A 19,881-nucleotide genomic window follows, 5' to 3' on the forward strand; every position below is an offset into this window, starting at 1 on the left:
GCCGTCCCGCTGAACATCGTCGACGGTGTGCGTACCGGATCCGGCGCGGGCTTCCTGTTGCCGGCACTGGGCCGGCCCACTGAAGTCCAGGTCGGTCTCGATGGCGCGGAAGCTCTCGAGGACGTCGGACCAGGCCCAGCCGGGCAGCGATAACCGGTCGAAGTCGCGCGGCAACCCGCGGCAGAAGTAGCCGCCATTGATCGCGCCGGAACCGCCGACCGTCGCCCCGCGCACGAGCGCGTGCGCGCGCATTGGCCGATCGGTCAGGCTGGTCTGATAGCGGCGCACCAGCGGGCTGCCGACCCCGATCGGCAGCTGCAATCCGTTCGCGGTTTGAGCGAGCAATGCCGGATCATCGAGGGCCGGGCCCGCCTCGAGGACAGTCACCGCGCAACCCGGCTCGGCAGAAAGGCGTTCGGCGACAACCGATCCAGCACTGCCGGCACCGACGATCAGCACGTCGCTGTGCGAGGCGGCCTTACTCAAGGGCGGGTCAAGGTCGCGGCTAGCTGCGAATCTGGGGTTTCAGCGCCCGCAGGTTGCGCTCCCGCACCACGCCCCACCACAACCCGAGGCCGTACGCCAGGTCGTCGACCCGCTTGAGCAACAGATAGGTCAGCAGGCCTATCGGTTCGGCATCGTCGCCGATGGCGTCGCGGCGTCGCAGCCAGTCCACCACGCCGTCCATGATCGCCGCGACCAGCACGACGCGTCGGAAATGTCGCGACAGCGTGGCGGCAAGCAGCGCCACCGGCCAATAGTGCCGACACAGGGCCGACGCCAGCTGCAGCGCCGCCGACCACAGGCCGCGGGTCGCGATCACCGCCACGTCCGTGATCGACGTCTCGGCGCCACGCATCGCCCTGGCGATCCGGCGACCGGTCAGGATGGCGACGACGACGGATGCCAGCTGGGACAGGCTGGTCCCGAACGCCACCAGGATCCAGGTCATCAGCGCCCAGCCGGAGATCACCACCGGGGCCGTCTTGTCCGGATGGCGAACCGACAGCGGGGCGGCCGATCCGCCATAGAACGCCTTGCGCGCGAGCCAATCCCGCAGTTCGGTGCGGTGGTCGTGGGCGACCACCGCGATGGGTTCGTAGCGCAGCCGGGCGCCGGCCTCGATGAGCCGCCAACACAGGTCGACGTCCTCACCGGATTGCAGGGTCTCGTCGAACCCGCCGACACTGCGCAGGGCGGAGCACCGACAGATGATCGCCGCGCTGGGCACGTAGGACACCTGGCTGTGGGGCAGCACCGGCGCTTCGCGCTCGCCGAGGTCGAGCGACGAATGCACCGCCTCGTAGCGGGCCACCACATTTTCGCTCTGCGACAACCCGACGATGCGCGGCGCGGTCAGGGCGACGGTGGGATCGCAGAAGTGCCCGAGCAGCGCCTCCAGCCAGCCGCGCCGCGGCGCGACGTCGGAATCCAGAAACGCGACGTAGTCGGTCCTGCAGGCGGCCAGCCCGGTGTTGCGGGCGGCGGCCGGTCCCCTGGAGCGTGTGTGCCGCAGCACTTCGACGTCGCAGTGCGCGCCGACGAAGTCGTCGGGCTCGATCGGCGGGAAGGAACCGTCGTCCACCACGATGACCCGCAGGCCGCGCAGCGAGCTCACCAAGCGCCGCACACCGGAAAGGTTGTCCCGCACCGGAATTACCACGGTGACGTCGTGATGCGACGGCCCGCCCGCCGGCCGCGGATGTGCCACCGTGGCGTCCAGCAAGGTGCGGGCCAACTGGGCGCTGACGTCGTCACGGACCTTCAGCCGGCCGTCGCACAGCATGTCCTGTGCGGCCGGCGCCAGCTTCAGCAGCCGGGTCGGCGAGCCACCGAGCAGCGCCGAGCCATCGCCGAGCACCCGCACCCGACGATCGACCTGGACGGCGAAGCCATCCGGTAGCCGGGCCGCCGTCATGTAAGCATCCCGTCGCGCCCGGGCGACCACCGGGTCACTCGCCGGACAGCACCGTCGACCATCTCGGCGAGGATGCGCTTGCCCTCGGCAGCGGTCGCGGTGGTCGGGTCCCCCAGCACGCCCACGGGGCTGACCGCCGCGACTCCCCCGCGCCGCATGGAGGGGAGTAATTCCGGCAGCGGCGCCCGGTTGCCGGTGAGCCACCGGTCGGTCAGCACGTCACCCGGCGAGATGTGCAGCAACAGCGAGGTTTCGGTGTGCCCGGCGTGAGCATCGCCGCCGTCGGCCAGGCATGGGCACCAGCCGGCGTCGCGGCCCTCGGCCCGCAGCCGGGCCACCGCCGCGGTCAGCGCCGCGACGTTGCCGCCATGGCCGTTGATGAAGACCAGGCGGTTGGCCCAGCTGGCGGCCGACCGGCCGTACTCCACCAGCAGGGTCGTCAGGGCTTCGGTGCCGATGGATATCGTTCCGGCGAAACTCTGGTGCTCGCCGCTGGCCCCGTAGGCGATGGCCGGCGCCAGCAACCACTCGGGCCCGAGGCGCGCTTCGAGACCGGCCCGGGCCCCGCGGGCGACCGCGGTGGCGATCCGGGTGTCGGTGTCCAATGGCAGGTGCGGACCGTGCTGTTCGGTCGACCCAAGCGGGATCAATATCGACGGCGAGCTACCCGATAGCTGGCTTGACGTCGCCATCGCCAATTCGCCGAGTACGGGCACTCGGTGATGGTAGGACGAATTCACCTGGCGTGCACCAATTGTTGTCTGTTGAAAACTATTTTTTTCTGACTGGTTCATCAGGGGTTCGATATTTGTGCTCGTTCGTCACGGATACCCCGCGTGTACCACCGTTTCAAGGCCGGCGAGCATTCTGGACAAATTTGCCCGGGATATCGGTGATTAGCTGATCAGGCGTGCCCGGCGGACGGGACACCCAGCGCCCGGGTGAAGCCGGGCGGCACCAGGATGTCGTCCGGGCCGAGGTCGTGGACGCTGGCGTGGCCCAGACCCATCAGCGCCGAGTCGATCCCCCCACGCAGGATGTCGAGCACGTTCTCCACGCCCGCCTGGCCGGCGGCGGCGAGGCCCCACAGGTAGGCGCGGCCGATCATCACCGCGCGCGCCCCGAGCGCCACGGCCTTCACGACGTCGCTGCCGCGGCGGATGCCCCCGTCGAGCAGCACCTCGACCTGATCGCCGACCGCGGCAGCCACCGCCGGCAGGGCGCGGATGGAGGCCGGCGTGCCGTCGAGGTTGTTACCTCCGTGGTTCGACACCGAAATTGCCGAAACCCCGGCATCCACAGCCCTTTTCGCGTCATCGACACGCATCACGCCCTTGAGCATGAAGGGGCCGCCCCACAGCTCGCGCAGCCAAGCGATGTCCTCCCACGTCGGGGGCGGCGTACCCATCCACTCGCCGTAGGCGGCAAAGAAGGGCGGGCCGGGCTCACCGCGGCGCCCCTGGTTGGGCACCCGCAAGTCCGGCGGGCGCAGCGTCTTGCCGTATTTCCACAGCCAGCGGGGCTTGAAGACCGCTTCCGGAGACTGCCGCAGGACGGTCCGCAGGTTCATCGCTTCGGGGATCTGGGGGCTACCCCAGTCGCGCCCGTGCGAGAACGACCAGTCGGTGGTGACGATCAAACCGACCGCCCCGGCCTGGCGCGCCCGTTCGACCCGCTCGGCGATCGCGTCACGCCCGCCCAGCCAGTACACCTGGAAGAAGATCTTGGGGTTGGCGCCGATGACCTCCTCGATCGGTTTGCTGGCGAAGGAGGACAGGCCCATCGCCGTCCCCCGCGCCGCCGCGGCCCGCGCGACCGCGACCTCACCGTCCGGATCGACCGCCTGGACACCGGTTGGCGAAATCAGCACCGGCATCGAAATATCTTGTCCCATCACGGTAGTCGATAGGTCGCGCTTTTCCTGCGCACCCACCACGTGCGGGGCGAATCCGAGTTCACCGAACGCCGCGACGTTATCGGAGACGGTGACGCCCTTTTCGCTGCCCGCAAGCAGCGCCGAGTAAACGGATTTCGGCAGCCGCCGCTTCGCGCGCTGCTGCGCGATGGCGACGGTTTCGAACCATTGGCCGGCCATGATCACACGGGGCTTTCGTTGCACAGCCGCGCGGGTGGCCGGGACAGTTTCAGGAGTACGGGGCCGCCGGACTTCCGGGAATGGTCGGCGCGGGGGCGCGGCGTCTCGCGCCGGCGGGCCAGCGCCGACGCGCTGTGGCCCTGGACGCATTCGGGATCCGGCCCGTCCATCGGCAGGCCGGTGAAGAACTTGGCCGCCATGCAGCCGCCCCGGCAGGCGTCGTAGTGATCGCAGCTGCCGCAGGCGCCCGCGGACTGCGGTTCGCGGAGCTCACGGAACAGCGGTGCGTTCTTCCAGACGTTGTCGAATCCCCCGTCGGTCAACACGTTTCCGGCCAGGAAGCGGTCGTGGATGGCGAACGGGCACGCATACACGTCGCCCACCGGGTCGATCAGGCACACCACCCGGCCGGCGCCGCACATGTTCAGGCCGGCCAGCGCGCCCGAGGAGCCCAGCGGCGACAGATGGAAGAAGGAGTCGCCGGTGAGCACCCGCTCCCCCTTGGCCACCAGCCAGTCATACAGCTGCACCTGCTGCTCGGCGGTGGGGTGCAGGTCCTCCCAGACGTCCGCGCCCCGGCCCGAGGGACGCAGCCGGGTGATCCGCAGGGTGGCGCCGTAACGGCTTGCCAGCGCGGCGAATTCGTCGAGCTGGTCGACGTTGTGCCGAGTGACCACGACGGAGATCTTCGCGTCGGCGAAGCCGGCGTCCGCGAGGTTCTCCAGCGCGCGCACGGCCATGTCGAAGGATCCCGGGCCCCGGACCGCGTCGTTGACCTCCGCGGTGGCCCCGTCGAGCGAGATCTGGACATCCACGTAGTCGCTGGCCGCCAGCCGGGCGGCGACCTCTTCGGTGATGCGGACCCCGTTGGTGGAGAACTTCACCCCGACGTGGTGCGCGGTGGCGTAGTCGACCAGCTCCCAGAAGTCCGGGCGCACGGTGGGCTCCCCGCCGCCGATGTTGACGTAGAACACCTGCATGCGTTCGAGCTCGTCGATGATGTCCATGCATTGCCGGGTGGACAGCTCCCGCGGGTCCCGTTTACCCGAGGACGAGAGGCAGTGCACGCACGCCAAGTTGCAGGCGTACGTCAACTCCCACGTCAGGCAGATGGGTGCATCCAGCCCGCTCTCGAACTGCTCGATGAGCCGCGGCACTCTGGCCAGTCCGGCGGTCATGGAACCTCCTGAGGTACCAACATCTTCGAATCGGCCAACACGCCCAGCGCGTGCAAGTACGGCGCCTCACCCGAGTCGTCCACACCCGCCGCTCGGCAGGCGGAGTGCACATCGGGATGGTCGGCCAGCGACCGCACCACCGTCAGAATGGTGCGGTTCTTGAGAAAGGACAGCTTGCGGGTGCCGAAGTGGTAGAGCAGCGCCCCGAACGGTTCGGGGCGGACCGCCACCTGTGGGTGCAACCGCCAGCCGCGGTCGGGGTCGAACACGCGGGTCAGTAGACCCCGCACATGCCGTCGATGGACACCTCTTCGACCAGGGTCTCGGCGACGAGCTGGGTTTCGGTCTCGGTTTCGTGGTCCACGGGTCATTGCCTTTCGTCGGTTCTTGACAACGATGGGGATCGAGTCACAAGCTTCGTCAGAATATGGCATCGAGTGCCGAAATGGAAGGGCGGGGTGTCATGGTGCCGCAGCCACGGGTGGGCCGTCGCCGCTCGACGACTCCGCACCAGATCACCGACGTGGCCATCGAACTGTTCAGCGCCCGCGGCTTCGCCGAGGTCAGTGTCGACGACGTCGCGCAGGCCGCGGGCATCTCGCGGCGGACGCTGTTTCGCTACTACGCGTCCAAGAACGCCATCCCCTGGGGCGACTTCGACACCCACCTCGCGCACCTGCGCGACTTGCTCGACAACGTCGATCCGCGGGTGCCGCTGGGCCAGGCCCTGCGCGATGCGCTGTTGGCGTTCAACACCTTTGACGAGTCCGAGACCGCACGGCACCGCCAGCGCATGCGAGTGATCCTGCAGACGGCCGAACTGCAGGCCTATTCGATGACGATGTACGCGGGCTGGCGGGAGGTGATCGCCGATTTCGTGGCCCGCCGGTCGGACCGCAAGACGACCGACCTGGTGCCCCAAACCGCCGCCTGGACCATGCTCGCGGTGGCGCTGTCGGCCTACGAGCACTGGCTGGGTGACGAGTCCGTTCCACTCCCGACCGCGCTGGGCAACGCGTTTGACGTTGTCGGCGCCGGACTGGACAGGCTGGATCGGTGACCGGCGACCACCTGCTGCACACCCTGCACGCGCAGGGGCGGTTCTGTGCCGGCTCGGGCTCACCGATGTATGGGGAGCTTTTCGAGCTGGTGGCCAGCGACGTCGCCGCCGACGGCGTCTTCGCCGCCATCTTGTCCGGGCACGAGGACGCCCCGTCGCGCCTTGCGGTGCCGCTGCGACTGCTCGGCGGCCTGCACCGATTGGTGCTCGACGGCCGGGCGGCGCACCTGCGCCGTTGGTACCCCAGCACCGGGGGCAGCTGGGACGCCGACTCGGCGTGGCCGGAGATCAAGGACGTCGCGATCACCCACTCCGAGGCGCTGCGGGCGGCGTTGCGGCAACCGCCCCAGACCAACGAGGTCGGGCGGTCCGCCGCGCTGATCGGTGGCCTGTTAGGCGTCAACCGTGAATTCGACCTGCCGATAAGGCTTTTCGAGATCGGATCAAGCGCGGGGCTGAACCTGCGCGGGGATCATTACGGTTACCGCTTCGCCGGCGGCCAGTGGGGACCGGGTGATTCGCCGGTGATTATCGAGGACGCGTGGCGCGGCGCGCTGCCGCACGGCCGGGTGCGGATCGTCGAGCGGCGCGGCTATGACATCGCACCCATCGACGTCACCGGGGCCGACGGGGAGCTCACCGTGTTGAGCTACGTGTGGCCCGATCAGAGCGCCCGGCTCGAGCGGCTGCGCGGCGCCATCGAGGTCGCCAGGCGGGTGCCGGCCGGGCTGGAGCGCCAGACGGCCGCCGACGCGGTCGCCGGCCTGACGCTGGCCGCGGGCGCGCTGACGGTGCTGTGGCATTCCATCACCTGGCAATACCTGTCCGACGAGGAGCGGGAGACCGTCCGCGCGCGCGTTCGCGCGCTGGGCGAGCAGGCGGATGAACGGTCGCCGTTCGTCCACCTCACCCTGGAGCCGGCGCGTGACCGGCCCGACTCACCGATCCGGTTCTTGGTGCGGGCGCGCCGCTGGCCGGGCGGCGACCTCGAGATTCTCGGCGAATGCCATCCGCATGGCCCGCCGGTGCGCTGGCTGTGAGCCGCCGGACGGGCGAGAACGGCTGTAGCCCAACGCCTTTACCCGCCAAAGTCAGCCCAGCACGTCCGAGATGGGCGCACCGGCGGCGATCTTGGCGCGCACCTTCATGACCTTGCCGGGCATCCCGCCGCCCACCACCCCGACCAGCACGCCGTCGCGCTCGTAATACGCCAGGAACTTGCGGCCGTCGTCTTCGACGAGGTGGACGGAGTCGGTGGCCTCGGGCTCTCCGAGGCACTGGATCTTGACGTCGTACTGGTCGCTCCAGAAGTACGGGACGACCACCGCCGACGACACGTCCCGTCCCAGCATCGCGGGCACCACCACGCGGGTCTGGTCGGCGACGTTGCTCCAATGTTCCACGCGCGCTTGATGTCCCGTCGCGTCGCGCCAGGAGGCGACGTCACCGAGCGCCCACACGTTCGGTGCGCTGGTCCGTCCGGCCTCGTCGCAGAGCACGCCGTTGTCGACCGCGATGCCGCTGCCCTCGAGCCAGCCCGTGGCGGGGCGGGATCCGATGCCGATGACCACCAGGTCCGCGGCGAGCTCGGTACCGTCGGTCAGCACCACCGTGTCCACCCGCTCGTCGCCGCGCACTTCGGCCACCCCGACACCGAGGCGCACGTCGACCCCCTCCGCGCGGTGCAGGCGCGCGACCAGCTCGCCGATCCGCTCGCCGAGCACGGATGCCAGGGGCGTCGGCTGCGGCTCAACCAACACGACGTCCACCCCGAGGCTCCGTAGGCTGGCCGCCACCTCACAGCCGATGAAGCCGGCGCCGACGATGACGGCGCGCTGGCACGCGGACGCGTGCTCACGCAGCGCCATGCTCTCGTCGAACGTGCGCAGCACCCTGATGCCCTCGAGATCCGGCAGCGTCGGGATGCGCCGCGGCACCAGGCCGGTCGCGATGACGAGTTCGTCGTAGCCGATCACGGACCCGTCGGCCAGCGTCACCGTCTGCGCCGCGGTGTCCAGGCTGGTGGCGGCCGCACCCAGCCGCAGGGTGATGTCGTTCTCGTCGTACCACTCGCGCGGTTTGAGGGCCACGTCGTCGACCTCTTTGCGCAGCACCTCTTTTGACAGCGGCGGGCGATCGTAGGGCACGTGCACCTCGTCGCTGACGATCGTGACGCGGCCGGCATACTCGGATCGGCGGAGCTGCTCGGCGGTCCGGGCGGCGGCCAGACCGCCACCGACGATCACTATTCCTTTGCTAGCGGTCACGTGGAGTTCATACCACGATCGCCGGTCAATACTTCAAGGCGCCCTTGTCCACGGGGACCTGCGTGCCGGTCACCGTGCCCGCCCCGTCGCCGGCTAGCCACGCCACGACATCGGCCACCTCGTCGGGTGCCATGAAGCCGTTGGGCTGCAACGGCATCGGGGGGAAGCTGTGCACGAAGCTGGGATGGCGGGCGAATATCTCCATCATCGCCTCCGGCTCGATCATCGGGGTGTCGACCGAGTAGGGGTGGATGGAGTTGACCCGGATGTTGTATTCGCCGAGCTCGATCGCGAGGGTGTTGGTCAGCGCGGTGAGTCCGTGCTTGCTGGCCGAATAATGCCCGTTGCCCGGAGTGGCTTTCAGCCCCGCCGACGAGCTGACCACCACGATCGAACCCCCGTTGCCGGCTTCGATCATGGCGGGCACGGTGGCGCGCAGCGTGCGCCAGGTGCCGGTCAGGTTGACCCCGATCACCGTGTCCCACTGCTCGTCGGTCAGCTCCCAAAGCCGGCCCCAACTCAGGACTCCCGCGTTGGCCACCACGATGTCGAGCCGCCCGAATTGTTCGACGCCGTCGGCCACCAGTTGGCGCAGCGCGGCGTCGTCCCGGATGTCGGCTTCGCGGGCCAACACCTTGCGGCCCTCGGCTTCCACCAGGCGGACGGTCTCAGCGAGGTCCTCCGGCGTCGCGGGCGGGTAGGTCAGGCTCTTCGACGCCGGGGCGCAGATGTCGAGCGCGATGATGTCGGCGCCCTCCCGGGCCAGCCGCACCGCGTGCGAACGGCCCTGGGCGCGGGCGGCGCCGGTAATAAAAGCCACCCGCCCCTGCAGTGATCCAGTCACGGAGTCAGGCTAGCAGCGGAACTGAAACCTGTTCTAAGTCGCCCGCCGATCAGATTTCGGAGATGATCTGGGCCCGCCGGCTGTTGTACTCGTCGTCGGTCAGCGCGCCGCTGGCGCGTAACGTCTCGAGCTCCTGGAGCCGCTGCGCGATCGACGGTTGCGGGGGCGTCACCACCGGTGCCGGCCCCGCGGCGGCGGCAGGTTGGGCGGCCTGCGCGGCGGGCGCCTGTTGTTCGGCGGCGCGGCGCACCACCGCCTGAACCTGCTGGCGCAGCGCCGGATTCGACCGGATGTCGACCATCCGGTTGAGCGGAACGTTGTTGGCCTTGAGGATCTGCAGGATCTCCATCAACGGGCCGGCCTGCCCGCTCAGGTCGTAGGTCCTGTTGTCCTCGGCCACGGTGAATTGCGCCGGCACCAGGCCGTTGACCAACGCGCTTCGCTCCCAGTCGATTCGGTATTCGTTGGTGGTGGGGTTGACCAACACCACCACCTTGCGGGCGCTGAGGTTGCCGAGCCGGGTCACGCTCGCGATCACCCGGTCCTCGCTGTCGAACGGCAGCACCCCTGGCCCGGAGATGTGCAGGTGCACTTTGACCACCTGCTGGTTGTTGATCCACGTCCCGGTCTCGGTGACACCGGTGATCTGAGCGAGCGCCAGCACCCCGTTCTGTTCGAGCTCCGCATTCTTGGCCGAGGACTTCGCCCCGTAGTTGGCCAACGCGAGCGCGATCAGCACGTCGGCCACGGTGATGAGCAGTCCGACGTAGAACATCCACTGCAGCAGGCTGCCGAGCCCGAGGGTGAAGTAGACGATCAAGAAAATCGGCCCGACCAGGCCGCCGCACAGCAAAACCACCAACTGTGCCTTCAGGTAGCGCGCCAACACGAGTTCTCCTTACCCTTGCTGGGATTTTGGGTGTCAGGTTAGCTCTCGCGCTGTCGCGGCGCGCGCCATACGCGCAAACCGGACGGGCGTCAGTCCACCTTGGGTATGAGCGTCGGCGCCGGGCGCGCCGAAGACTCCGCCGACGTCGGAGCGGTGGGCGAATGAGCCGACACCATCTTCACCGGCGTGCCGGTCGATACCGGCATCGCCGGGGCCGCGGCCGCCTGCGGCGTCTCCACCTGCGCCGGGGTCGAGGCGAGCGGATTGACCGGCGCCGGCGCACTAGCCGCGGGCTGCGCGGTGGCCGGGCCGTAGGCGGGAGTCACCATCCGCACCGGCGTCGCCGATGTGGTGGCCGGGGCCGCCACCGCCGCAGGCCCGGTGGTAACCGCGGCTGCCGTTTGACTGACCGGTGCCTGCGCGCCGGCGATCGCCGAGGCCGGCGCGACCGCCGACATCAGGGGTGCGGCCGGTACGCCCGGCGCCGAACCACCCGCGGCCGACGCCGCGGGCAGCTGCGCCGCGACCGACGCGGGGGCCGCCGCCGACTGCAGGGGCGTGGTGTTGGCGGCCTCGGTGGCGAGGTACTGCGCCGCGCCGCCGTTCATCAGCTGCACGAACTGGTTGTGAAACGCCGCGGCTTGAGCGCTGAGCGCCTGGTAGACCTGGGAATGCGCGTCGAACAGCGACGCGATCCCGGCCGACACCTCGTCGGCACCCGGTGCCAGCACGCTCGACGTCGGTCCCAGCGCCATCGAGTTCGCCGAAGTGATCGTCCAGCCGATCCTGGCTAGATCCGACGCCGCGGCGGCGACGTACTCGGGCGTCGCGAATACGAAGGACATCCGAACCTCCCGGCCCTTTCTCCCCCGACTCCCTTGTCCCGGAATCGTAGCGGAATCGTCAACAGCCGGCCCGGTAAAACGCGTAAAGCCCGGACCGCCGAAATCGGCAGCCCGGGCTCTACGGCGAACTGGACCTACTTGATGATCTTGACGACCCGGCCGGCGCCGACGGTGCGGCCACCCTCGCGGATCGCGAACCGCAGACCGTCGTCCATGGCGACGGGCTGGATCAGCTTGACCGAGATGTTGGTGTTGTCGCCGGGCATCACCATTTCGGTGCCCTCCGGCAGCGTCACCACGCCGGTCACGTCGGTGGTGCGGAAGTAGAACTGCGGACGGTAGTTGTTGAAGAACGGCGTGTGCCGGCCGCCCTCGTCCTTGGACAGGATGTAGACGCTGCCCTCGAACTCGGTGTGCGGCGTGGTGGTGCCGGGCTTCACGACGACCTGACCGCGCTCGACGTCCTCGCGCTTGATACCACGCAGCAGCAGCCCGACGTTGTCGCCGGCCTGTCCCTGGTCAAGCAGCTTGCGGAACATCTCCACACCGGTGACGGTGGTCTTGGTGCTGGTCGGCTTGATACCGACGATCTCGACTTCCTCGTTCACGTTGATCACACCGCGCTCGACACGACCGGTGACCACGGTGCCACGACCGGTGATGGTGAACACGTCCTCCACCGGCATCAGGAACGGCTTCTCGGTCTCACGGACCGGGTCCGGGATCGACTCGTCGACGGCCTCCATCAGCTGCTCGACCGACTCGACCCACTTGGCGTCGCCCTCGAGCGCCTTCAGCGCCGAGACCCGAACCACCGGGGCGTCCTCGTCGAACTCCTGGGCGGCCAGCAGCTCGCGGACCTCCATCTCGACGAGCTCCAGCAGCTCCTCGTCGTCGACCATGTCGGCCTTGTTGAGGGCGACCAGGATGTAGGGCACCCCGACCTGACGCGCGAGCAGCACGTGCTCACGGGTCTGCGGCATCGGGCCGTCAGTGGCGGCAACCACCAGGATCGCGCCGTCCATCTGGGCCGCACCGGTGATCATGTTCTTGATGTAGTCGGCGTGACCCGGGGCGTCGACGTGGGCATAGTGCCGCTTGTCGGTCTGGTACTCCACGTGGGAGATGTTGATCGTGATACCGCGCTGACGCTCCTCGGGAGCGTTGTCGATCTGGTCGAACGCGCGGGACTCGTTCAGGTCCGGGTACTTGTCGTGCAGAACCTTGGTGATAGCCGCGGTCAGCGTCGTCTTGCCGTGGTCAACGTGACCGATGGTCCCAATGTTGACGTGCGGCTTCGTCCGCTCGAACTTCGCCTTCGCCACTTCGTTGTCCTCCTGGACTGTTGGTGCTCGTTAAAGCAGTGTTGGTGTTTTCAGTTGTGCCGCGCCCAAGGCTTTGCAATGACCCGGCAAGATTACTCCGCGTGCAGGTTTACTGACCCGTCGCCTTCGCGATGATCTCCTTCGACACGTTCGCCGGCACTTCGGCGTACGAGTCGAACACCATGGAGTAGTTCGCCCGGCCTTGGGTCTTGGACCTCAGGTCGCCGACGTAGCCGAACATCTCCGACAGCGGCACGTGCGCCTTGACGACGCGTGCACCGCTCCGCTCCTCCATGGCCTGGATCTGGCCACGGCGGGAGTTCAAGTCGCCGATCACGTCGCCCATGTAGTCCTCGGGCGTGGTGACCTCGACGGCCATGATCGGTTCCAGGATCACCGGCTGGGCTTGCTGCGCAGCCTTCTTCAGCACCTGCGAACCGGCGATCTTGAACGCCATCTCCGACGAGTCCACCTCGTGGAAGGCGCCATCGAGCAGCGTGACCTTTAGATTCACCAGCGGGTAGCCGGCCAGCACACCGTATTGCATGGCGTCCTGCGCACCGGCGTCCACCGACGGGATGTACTCCCGGGGGATGCGCCCACCGGTGACCTTGTTCTCGAACTCGTAGGTCGCACCGTCCTCGCCCGCGAACGGCTCGAGGTTGATGATCACCTTCGCGAACTGGCCGGAGCCACCCGTCTGCTTCTTGTGGGTGAACTCGACGTTGTTCGCGGCCCGCTTGATGGTCTCCTTGTAAGCCACCTGCGGCTTACCGACGTTGGCCTCGACCTTGAACTCCCGGCGCATGCGGTCCACCAGGATGTCCAGGTGCAGCTCGCCCATCCCGCCGATCACGGTCTGGCCGGTCTCCTGGTCCAGGTGCACCTTGAACGTCGGGTCCTCCTCGGCGAGCTTCTGGATCGACAGCGACAGCTTCTCCTGGTCGCTCTTCGTCTTGGGCTCGATGGCCACCTCGATGACCGGGTCGGGGAAGGTCATCGACTCCAGCACGACCTGGTCGTTCGGGTCGCTCAGGGTGTCGCCGGTGGTGGTGTCCTTCAGGCCGATCACCGCGTAGATGTGACCCGCCGAGGCGGTCTCCACCGGGTTCTCCTTGTTGGAGTGCATCTGGAACAGCTTGCCCAGCCGCTCCTTCTTGCCCTTCGTGGAGTTGATGACCTGGCTGCCGGAGTCGACCTTGCCCGAGTACACCCGGACGTAGGTGAGCTTGCCGAAGAACGGGTGCGTCGCGACCTTGAAGGCCAGCGCGGAGAACGGCTCGTCGGTCGACGGCTTGCGGATGACCTCGACGTCCTCCTTGCCCGGGGCGTGGCCGACGGCCGGCGGCACGTCCAGCGGCGAGGGCAGGTAGTCGATGACCGCGTCCAGCATGGGCTGCACGCCCTTGTTCTTGAACGCGCTGCCGCACAGCACCGGGTAGGCCTCCGAGCTGATGGTCAGCTTGCGGATGGCGCCCTTGATCTCCTCGACGGTGAGCTCCTCGCCGCCCAGGTACTTCTCCAGCAGCGCCTCGTCGGTCTCGGCGACGGCCTCCAGCAGCTTGGTGCGGTACTCGTCGGCCTTCTCCTGCAGGTCGGCGGGGATGTCGACGACGTCGTACTTCTCGCCGAGCTTGGCCTCGGCGCTCCACACCTTGGCCTTCATCTCGACCAGGTCGACGACGCCCTCGAAGTCGCCTTCGGAGCCGACCGGCAGCTGGATCGGGATGACGTTGGCGCCCAGGCGCTCTTCCATCGTGCGCACCGAGAAGTAGAAGTCGGCGCCGATCTTGTCCATCTTGTTGACGAAGCAGATCCGCGGGACGTCGTACTTGTCGGCCTGGCGCCACACCTGCTCGGACTGCGGCTCGACGCCCTCCTTGCCGTCGAAGACGGCGACGGCACCGTCGAGCACGCGCAGGCTGCGCTCCACCTCGACGGTGAAGTCGACGTGCCCGGGGGTGTCGATGATGTTGATCTGGTTGTCGTTCCAGAAGCAGGTGGTGGCCGCGGAGGTGATGGTGATTCCCCGCTCCTGCTCCTGCTCCATCCAGTCCATGGTGGCGGCGCCATCGTGGACCTCACCGATCTTGTAGCTGATACCGGTGTAGTAGAGGATGCGCTCGGTCGTCGTCGTCTTGCCGGCGTCGATGTGCGCCATGATGCCGATGTTGCGGACCTTGGTCAGGTCGGTCAGCACGTCCTTCTGTGCCACAGAAGTCTTCCCACTCTTTCGATTGCTTGGTTGCTGTCGTGTGCGCGCCGGCGACTATGCCGGCGTGATCACCAGCGATAGTGCGCGAAGGCGCGGTTTGCCTCGGCCATCTTGTGGGTGTCCTCGCGCCTCTTGACGGAGGCCCCCAGGCCGTTGCTGGCGTCCAGGATCTCGTTCGCCAGCCGCTCGACCATCGTCTTCTCCCGGCGCTGCCGCGAGAAGCTCACCAGCCAGCGCAGCGCCAGCGTGGTGGACCGGTCCGGACGGACCTCGACCGGCACCTGGTAGGTCGCACCGCCGACGCGGCGGCTGCGCACCTCCAGCGCGGGCTTGACGTTGTCGAGAGCGCGCTTGAGCGTGATCACCGGATCGGTGCCCGTCTTGTCGCGGGCGTTCTCGAGCGCACCATAAACAATGCGTTCGGCCAGCGATTTCTTCCCCTGCAGGAGAACTTTGTTCACCAGCTGGGTGACCAGCTGCGACCCGTAGACAGGGTCGTTGACCAACGGACGCTTCGGCGCGGGCCCCTTGCGCGGCATCAGCTCTTCTCCTTCTTCGCGCCGTAACGGCTGCGGGCCTGCTTGCGGTTCTTGACCCCCTGGGTGTCGAGCGAACCGCGGATGATCTTGTACCGCACGCCTGGCAGGTCCTTGACTCGGCCACCACGCACCAGCACCATCGAGTGCTCCTGCAGGTTGTGGCCCTCACCCGGGATGTAGGCGGTGACCTCGACCTGGCTCGTCAGCTTCACGCGCGCGACCTTCCGAAGGGCCGAGTTCGGCTTCTTCGGGGTGGTCGTGTACACGCGAGTGCATACGCCACGGCGCTGCGGGCTGCCCTTCAGGGCCGCGGTCTTGACCTTGGCGATCTTGTCGCGGCGACCCTTGCGGACCAGCTGCTGAATCGTTGGCATCTACCGGCTTTCTGTGTTCGTGTTATGCGTTTGTCGGCGGTTCTCAAGTCTTCGTACTGCAGTTATGTCCGGCCGCACTACCCCGCGGCCGGGTGTGTCGCACGCGCTGCGCACCGGAGAAAGATCCGATGCATCGTGGACATGCGAATTCGCCCGGCATCCACTTCCTTACGGTTAGGCGCCGCAAGCCGCCAGGCACGAGCCTCCACAATACCCGCCGCCGGTCTCGCAGGTCAAAGCGGCGGTTAACCGTGCGCGACGCGCCGCTCCATGCCTGCAGCCAGCCGCAGCACCATGTCCGAGAACAGCGCGTCGGTGTCGATGTCGTCCATGACACCGGTCATTTCCAGCAGCACGAAGCCGTGTAGCGCGGACCAGAACTCCAGGGCCGCGTGGAACGCCTCGTCGCCGTCGAGACCGTAGGAGGACAGCACCGAGATCACCGGCGCCGCGGCACCCCGGGTCGCCGCCGTGTACTCGGGGTCGTCGCCGCCCAGCGGCATCCGGGTGAACGCCGAGTACCGGCCGGGGTGGTGATGGGCGTAGCTGCGGTACGCGCCCGCCATGACCAGCACCGCGTCGTCGCGGGCGCGGCCCTCGCCGACCCTGTTCAGCATCGTGATGATGTCGTCGATGACGCGGATCCGCACCGCGCGGCGCAGGTCCTCCAGGCTGTCGACGTGGTTGTACAGCGACGGCCCCTTGGTGCCCAGCTGCATCGCCAGCGCGTTGATGGTGAGGGCGTCCCAGCCTTCCCGGTCCAGGAAGGTGAGCGCGCCGTCGATGATGCCCTCGCGGCTCAGCTTCGCCGGGCGCGAGCCGGTTCTTCCCGCCCGCGGGCGCCCGGCCGCCGACGGCGTTTCCGGGTGAGCTGCCATGGCGAGGCCCTTCGCTTGCGATGATCGTGGTGCTTAACTAATGACTCTAGTTGACGCCGACCGCGAAACCGTTTCAGCCATGGCCGGATGGACGTAATCTCATCGAGCAGATCCACCGGTCAAAAAGGGGGCCCGCAGTGAACTGGACAACCGTCGCCGGGTCGCTGGCAACCTGTGTCATCACCGCCGCCGCGGCATCCGCTCCCCCGGCTCACGCGAAGAACGGCGACACCCACGTCATCGGGCAGGGCATCCAGCAGACGCTCGACTGCAACGACGCCACGCTGTTCGTCAACGGCTCCTTCAACAACGTCACCGCGCTGGGCAACTGCTACGCGGTCACGGTGATGGGCTCGTCCAACACCGTCGTCGCCGATTCGGTCTCGCACGACATCACCGTCTACGGCTACGACCAGACGGTGTTCTACCACAACGGCACGCCGTTCATCTGGGACCGCGGCCGCGAGTTGGGCATGACCAACCGGCTCCAGCAGGTGCCCGGCTGAACCCGGCACCACATCGCCACCCAAACCGAAGAGCATCCGAATCGAGGGGATCGAGAACAATGTCCGCCCACATCTTTGACCGCCCCTCGGGGCTGACCGCGCTCGCCGTGGCGCCGGCCGTCGCAGCCATGCTGGTTGCAGGGTGCAGTTCGACGGCCAACCCGCCCGGCGGTGCCACGACCACGACAACGAAGAGCAGCACGACGACGACGAGCGCCGGGGCGGCCCCGACCACGGGGTCGAGCGGGGCGAGCACCACCGCGTCGGTCGAAATCGGCAATACGCTCAACTACGGCTCGATGGGCACCACCGCGACGCTTGACTGCGCCAGCGGCAAGTCGCTGAACGTGGGCGGTTCGAACAACACCCTGACGGTCACGGGCAGCTGCGCGACAGTAACCGTCGGCGGCACGGACAACAAGATCACCCTGGACAAGGTCGACACCCGCATCAGCGTGGTAGGGCTCAACAACACCATCACCTACAAAGACGGTGCGCCCAAGGTCGACAACCTGGGTTCCGGCAACACCATCACCAAGGGCGGCTAGCCGGCGAACGTAGCGCGCCTTGCCGTTGCGCTACAAAGGCTTTCATCTCCCGGTGCGGTGCGGCCGGGGCGCATGGCGCCGCTGCTTCTCTGGCACCCCGGTGTACGACCCGCATACCGCGCCGTCGAGGTGCCGCGGGCAGACCATGGGCATATGATTTTTGCCAGCAGAACGGAAGCCAGCCATGTTCACCGGTACCAGCAATCACGCCCGCGCACTGGTTGCGGCCATTGTGGTACTGACCGGCGTCGTGATGCTGCCGCACGGCGCGGCGGCGGCCGACCCCAACCCCGATGACCAGTTCTTGGCGCTGCTCAACCAAAAGCAAATCCCCGCCCTCGAGAACGTGCCGAGCCTCATCGCCACCGCCCACAGAATTTGCCGCCAACTCGATGGCGGCATGTCGGCGGACGGCGTCGTCGACGACATGCGGGAGAGGGCGTTCAATGCCAACGGGGCCGGCGGCCAATACCCACCCGACCGCGTCGCGCGCACCATTGCCCGGTTCATCTCCGCCGCAGTCGAGGCCTACTGCCCCAACAACCAACCGAAGATCGCTGCCCTGCAATCCATGGCGAATCCCCTGCCGGGCGCTGACGAACCGAATCTTCGGGAGCCGCGATCGGCCTTGCACGTGATCCCCGCGGGGGAAACCGGCCAGCCGGACCCGCCGCAGCTTCCGCCGCCCCCGCCGCCGACAGCACAGATCCTGACGCCACCCGCGCCGGTCGCGACGCCGTCTCCACGGCAACAACCGCCGCCACCCCCGGCGCAGGAGCCGCAACCGGGACCGCAACAGCAGGCGCCCGCTGCACCGGCGCCGGGCGGATCCCCCGGCGGCAGCGGCGCCGGCCCGGAGCCGCCCGCCCCGCCCACGCCACCCGGCAGGGTGCGGCTCGCACCGTAAGGGACCGGCTAGCCTGCGGGGGCCCCGTGCCGGCCGGCGCCGGCGGCGAACCGCCCGGCCCCCTCGTTCGCCTCGGCGGCGACGCGGGAGATGCTGGCGAACTCGAAGTCGATCGCCTCGGATTCCGTCCAGCCCCATTGATGTAGCGCGGAAAGCCGGTCGGATCGCAGGCACTGTTGGGGCAGCGCGGCCAGTTGGGCGGCCAGCTCCTCGGCCGCCTGCCGTGCCTGGCCCTTGGGCACGACGCGGTTGGCCAACCCCATCGCGAGCGCCTCGTCGGCTTTGACCCCGCGGCCGGTCAGGATCATGTCCAGCGCGCGGCTCTGCCCGATCAGCCGCGGCAGCCGCACGGTACCGCCGTCGATCAGCGGCACCCCCCAGCGCCGGCAGAACACCCCGAACACGGCGTCCTCCTCGGCCACCCGCAGGTCGCACCAGATGGCCAGCTCCAGCCCGCCCGCGACGGCGTAGCCGCTGACCGCGGCGATCACCGGTTTGGACAGCACCATGCGCGACGGGCCCATGGGGCCGGGACCGGTGCGGTGCACGGCGTTGGCGTCGGGGGTGTCGAAGGCCTTCAGATCCGCTCCGGCACAGAAGGTTCCGCCGTCGCCCCATAACACGGCAACCGACGCGGTGTCGTCGCGGTCGAATTCGTCGAACGCCGCGTACAGCGCCGCGGCGGTGGGGCCGTTGACCGCGTTGCGCGCCGCCGGGCGGTTCAGGATCACCGTCGTCACCGGGCCGTTGCGCTCGATACGCACCGGATCGCTCATTTTGCCTCCGTAAATAGTGGTTCCCGCCGCTCGAGCAACTCGGTGGCGAAGTCGTGGTAGGCCGCGCGCAGCCGGGCCCCGGGCCAGTCGTCCGGCAGCAGTTCGTCGGGCAGCACCGGGTCGGTGAGCAGGTGCCGCACCGTCGCCGCCGCGACCACGAAACGGCCGGGAATGTCTGGTGCGGTGGCCATCTCGTCGAGCAGCCGGTGGCCGGCGCGGGCCCAGGCCGGCAGGTCCCACAGCTGGGCGGCCAGCCGGGCGGGATCGTCGTCGCGGGCCCGCAGGACGTGCACGCGGGCATCGATCTCGGGATCGAGATCGATGCCCAGGTTGTCGGGTCGCATCCAGACGCCCTCGCGTAGTTCGCCGAAGCGCTTGCCGTGCAGGGCGTTTCGAAGGGCGGCCCGGGTCCGCGCGTCACCGCCCACGCTGGTCACGATCAGCGTGATCCACTCCCCGCGCCACGGCCGGACCCGCGGGTTGATGGCGTCGTCCTGCCGCCGCTGGCGGGCAAGTAGGCGATCCGAGAGCCGGTAGCCGTCGGCGGAGCGGATAAGGTCACCGGCGCCGACCATTCGGGTCAGCGCCACTCGCAGGGCCGTCTCTTTGATGCCGAAATCGGCGGTGAGTCTGACCAATTCGCTCGCACTGGCGCAGGCCGGGTGGGCCCCCAGCAGCACGCTGAGCACCACCGACCGGGCCGTCATGGTGGGCACG

The 19,881-nt window shown here is 68.4% G+C and carries 23 protein-coding genes; 5 read left to right on the forward strand and 18 right to left on the reverse strand.

The features are described from left to right. The 7 genes from A5697_RS18715 to mftA form a co-directional block, all read right to left on the reverse strand. Positions 1–486, reverse strand: a 486-nt coding sequence (locus tag A5697_RS18715; RefSeq protein ID WP_231972111.1) for a GMC family oxidoreductase N-terminal domain-containing protein, incomplete at its 3' end; no start/stop codon positions are given. A gap of 19 nt (positions 487–505) precedes the next feature. Then, positions 506–1,918 carry a mycofactocin biosynthesis glycosyltransferase MftF gene (gene mftF, locus A5697_RS18720; RefSeq protein WP_068011647.1) on the reverse strand — a complete coding sequence of 471 codons (1,413 nt, stop codon included), beginning with the start codon at positions 1,916–1,918 and terminating at the stop codon, positions 506–508. Further along, complete coding sequence (mftE, locus tag A5697_RS18725; protein WP_068011648.1) at positions 1,915–2,658, reverse strand: mycofactocin biosynthesis peptidyl-dipeptidase MftE; 744 nt, start codon at positions 2,656–2,658, stop codon at positions 1,915–1,917. The genes mftF and mftE overlap by 4 nt, the downstream gene beginning before the upstream one ends. Before the next feature lie 164 nt (positions 2,659–2,822). Next, on the reverse strand, positions 2,823–4,013 hold the full coding sequence (gene mftD, locus A5697_RS18730) for a pre-mycofactocin synthase MftD (protein ID WP_068011649.1): 1,191 nt from the start codon (positions 4,011–4,013) through the stop codon (positions 2,823–2,825). Positions 4,014–4,015: 2 nt separating this feature from the next. Continuing rightward, a complete protein-coding gene (mftC, locus tag A5697_RS18735; RefSeq protein ID WP_067944839.1) occupies positions 4,016–5,191 on the reverse strand; it encodes a mycofactocin radical SAM maturase in 1,176 nt (391 codons plus the stop codon). After that, positions 5,188–5,460, reverse strand: coding sequence for a mycofactocin biosynthesis chaperone MftB (gene mftB / locus A5697_RS18740; protein ID WP_231588695.1), 273 nt, complete (start codon positions 5,458–5,460; stop codon positions 5,188–5,190). Before mftB ends, mftC begins: the two co-directional genes overlap by 4 nt. A 5-nt stretch (positions 5,461–5,465) precedes the next feature. Next, a complete protein-coding gene (gene mftA, locus A5697_RS27825; RefSeq protein ID WP_040621348.1) occupies positions 5,466–5,555 on the reverse strand; it encodes a mycofactocin precursor MftA in 90 nt (29 codons plus the stop codon). 99 nt (positions 5,556–5,654) lie between these two features. Between mftA and mftR the strand changes: the two genes are divergently transcribed. Continuing rightward, positions 5,655–6,251: a mycofactocin system transcriptional regulator gene (mftR, locus tag A5697_RS18750; RefSeq protein ID WP_197501063.1), complete on the forward strand. Its 597-nt coding sequence runs from the start codon at positions 5,655–5,657 to the stop codon at positions 6,249–6,251. Then, entirely contained in the window at positions 6,248–7,291 is a 1,044-nt protein-coding gene (locus A5697_RS18755; RefSeq protein WP_068011650.1) for a DUF2332 domain-containing protein, read from the forward strand. Before mftR ends, A5697_RS18755 begins: the two co-directional genes overlap by 4 nt. Positions 7,292–7,342: 51 nt before the next feature. Here A5697_RS18755 and A5697_RS18760 read toward each other — a convergent pair whose 3' ends face one another. The 9 genes from A5697_RS18760 to A5697_RS18800 form a co-directional block, all read right to left on the reverse strand. Continuing rightward, positions 7,343–8,518, reverse strand: a complete 1,176-nt coding sequence (locus A5697_RS18760) for an NAD(P)/FAD-dependent oxidoreductase (RefSeq protein WP_067944843.1) — start codon at positions 8,516–8,518, stop codon at positions 7,343–7,345. 25 nt (positions 8,519–8,543) lie between these two features. Continuing rightward, positions 8,544–9,362, reverse strand: coding sequence for a mycofactocin-coupled SDR family oxidoreductase (locus A5697_RS18765; RefSeq protein WP_082953478.1), 819 nt, complete (start codon positions 9,360–9,362; stop codon positions 8,544–8,546). A 49-nt stretch (positions 9,363–9,411) separates the two neighbouring features. After that, positions 9,412–10,251, reverse strand: coding sequence for an SHOCT domain-containing protein (locus tag A5697_RS18770; RefSeq protein ID WP_068011651.1), 840 nt, complete (start codon positions 10,249–10,251; stop codon positions 9,412–9,414). Positions 10,252–10,340: 89 nt separating this feature from the next. Continuing rightward, entirely contained in the window at positions 10,341–11,096 is a 756-nt protein-coding gene (locus A5697_RS27320; protein WP_082953479.1) for a PE family protein, read from the reverse strand. A 134-nt stretch (positions 11,097–11,230) separates the two neighbouring features. Further along, positions 11,231–12,421: an elongation factor Tu gene (tuf, locus tag A5697_RS18780; RefSeq protein ID WP_066951944.1), complete on the reverse strand. Its 1,191-nt coding sequence runs from the start codon at positions 12,419–12,421 to the stop codon at positions 11,231–11,233. Between the two features lie 109 nt (positions 12,422–12,530). Next, a complete protein-coding gene (gene fusA, locus A5697_RS18785) occupies positions 12,531–14,636 on the reverse strand; it encodes an elongation factor G (protein WP_082953480.1) in 2,106 nt (701 codons plus the stop codon). Between the two features lie 68 nt (positions 14,637–14,704). Beyond that, on the reverse strand, positions 14,705–15,175 hold the full coding sequence (gene rpsG / locus A5697_RS18790; RefSeq protein ID WP_007167813.1) for a 30S ribosomal protein S7: 471 nt from the start codon (positions 15,173–15,175) through the stop codon (positions 14,705–14,707). After that, positions 15,175–15,549 carry a 30S ribosomal protein S12 gene (gene rpsL, locus A5697_RS18795; RefSeq protein ID WP_007167812.1) on the reverse strand — a complete coding sequence of 125 codons (375 nt, stop codon included), beginning with the start codon at positions 15,547–15,549 and terminating at the stop codon, positions 15,175–15,177. Before rpsL ends, rpsG begins: the two co-directional genes overlap by 1 nt. 245 nt (positions 15,550–15,794) lie before the next feature. Next, positions 15,795–16,427, reverse strand: coding sequence for a TetR/AcrR family transcriptional regulator (locus A5697_RS18800; RefSeq protein ID WP_067944846.1), 633 nt, complete (start codon positions 16,425–16,427; stop codon positions 15,795–15,797). A gap of 137 nt (positions 16,428–16,564) precedes the next feature. Here A5697_RS18800 and A5697_RS18805 point away from each other — a divergent pair, with 137 nt between their 5' ends. From A5697_RS18805 to A5697_RS18815, 3 genes are all read left to right on the forward strand, one after another. Beyond that, the gene (locus tag A5697_RS18805) at positions 16,565–16,933 is read left to right on the forward strand and encodes a DUF3060 domain-containing protein (RefSeq protein WP_067944847.1); all 369 of its coding nucleotides are present in this window, start codon (positions 16,565–16,567) and stop codon (positions 16,931–16,933) included. A gap of 59 nt (positions 16,934–16,992) precedes the next feature. Further along, the gene (locus A5697_RS18810; protein ID WP_068011652.1) at positions 16,993–17,481 is read left to right on the forward strand and encodes a DUF3060 domain-containing protein; all 489 of its coding nucleotides are present in this window, start codon (positions 16,993–16,995) and stop codon (positions 17,479–17,481) included. 184 nt (positions 17,482–17,665) lie between these two features. Then, positions 17,666–18,388, forward strand: a complete 723-nt coding sequence (locus A5697_RS18815; protein ID WP_067944849.1) for a DUF732 domain-containing protein — start codon at positions 17,666–17,668, stop codon at positions 18,386–18,388. 8 nt (positions 18,389–18,396) lie between these two features. On the opposite strand, the gene A5697_RS18820 is transcribed toward A5697_RS18815, so the two are convergent. Continuing rightward, entirely contained in the window at positions 18,397–19,164 is a 768-nt protein-coding gene (locus tag A5697_RS18820) for a crotonase/enoyl-CoA hydratase family protein (RefSeq protein WP_067944850.1), read from the reverse strand. Continuing rightward, on the reverse strand, positions 19,161–19,880 hold the full coding sequence (locus A5697_RS18825) for a PaaX family transcriptional regulator C-terminal domain-containing protein (protein ID WP_067944851.1): 720 nt from the start codon (positions 19,878–19,880) through the stop codon (positions 19,161–19,163). Before A5697_RS18825 ends, A5697_RS18820 begins: the two co-directional genes overlap by 4 nt. Position 19,881: the final 1 nt, after the last annotated feature.

Origin of the sequence: Mycobacterium sp. E3251 (genome assembly GCF_001666835.1) — a bacterium.
In the GTDB taxonomy this organism is placed as follows: domain Bacteria; phylum Actinomycetota; class Actinomycetes; order Mycobacteriales; family Mycobacteriaceae; genus Mycobacterium.

Excerpts from the sequence above, each read along its gene's own strand:
- A5697_RS18820 (WP_067944850.1), bottom strand. The coding sequence starts at position 19,164 with ATGAGCGATCCGGTGCGTATCGAGCGCAACGGCCCGGTGACGACGGTG.
- mftC (WP_067944839.1), bottom strand. The coding sequence starts at position 5,191 with ATGACCGCCGGACTGGCCAGAGTGCCGCGGCTCATCGAGCAGTTCGAG.
- A5697_RS18815 (WP_067944849.1), top strand. The coding sequence starts at position 17,666 with ATGTTCACCGGTACCAGCAATCACGCCCGCGCACTGGTTGCGGCCATT.
- rpsL (WP_007167812.1), bottom strand. The coding sequence starts at position 15,549 with ATGCCAACGATTCAGCAGCTGGTCCGCAAGGGTCGCCGCGACAAGATC.
- mftD (WP_068011649.1), bottom strand. The coding sequence starts at position 4,013 with ATGGCCGGCCAATGGTTCGAAACCGTCGCCATCGCGCAGCAGCGCGCG.
- mftF (WP_068011647.1), bottom strand. The coding sequence starts at position 1,918 with ATGACGGCGGCCCGGCTACCGGATGGCTTCGCCGTCCAGGTCGATCGT.
- A5697_RS18800 (WP_067944846.1), bottom strand. The coding sequence starts at position 16,427 with ATGGCAGCTCACCCGGAAACGCCGTCGGCGGCCGGGCGCCCGCGGGCG.
- A5697_RS27320 (WP_082953479.1), bottom strand. The coding sequence starts at position 11,096 with ATGTCCTTCGTATTCGCGACGCCCGAGTACGTCGCCGCCGCGGCGTCG.
- mftR (WP_197501063.1), top strand. The coding sequence starts at position 5,655 with ATGGTGCCGCAGCCACGGGTGGGCCGTCGCCGCTCGACGACTCCGCAC.
- rpsG (WP_007167813.1), bottom strand. The coding sequence starts at position 15,175 with ATGCCGCGCAAGGGGCCCGCGCCGAAGCGTCCGTTGGTCAACGACCCT.
- A5697_RS18810 (WP_068011652.1), top strand. The coding sequence starts at position 16,993 with ATGTCCGCCCACATCTTTGACCGCCCCTCGGGGCTGACCGCGCTCGCC.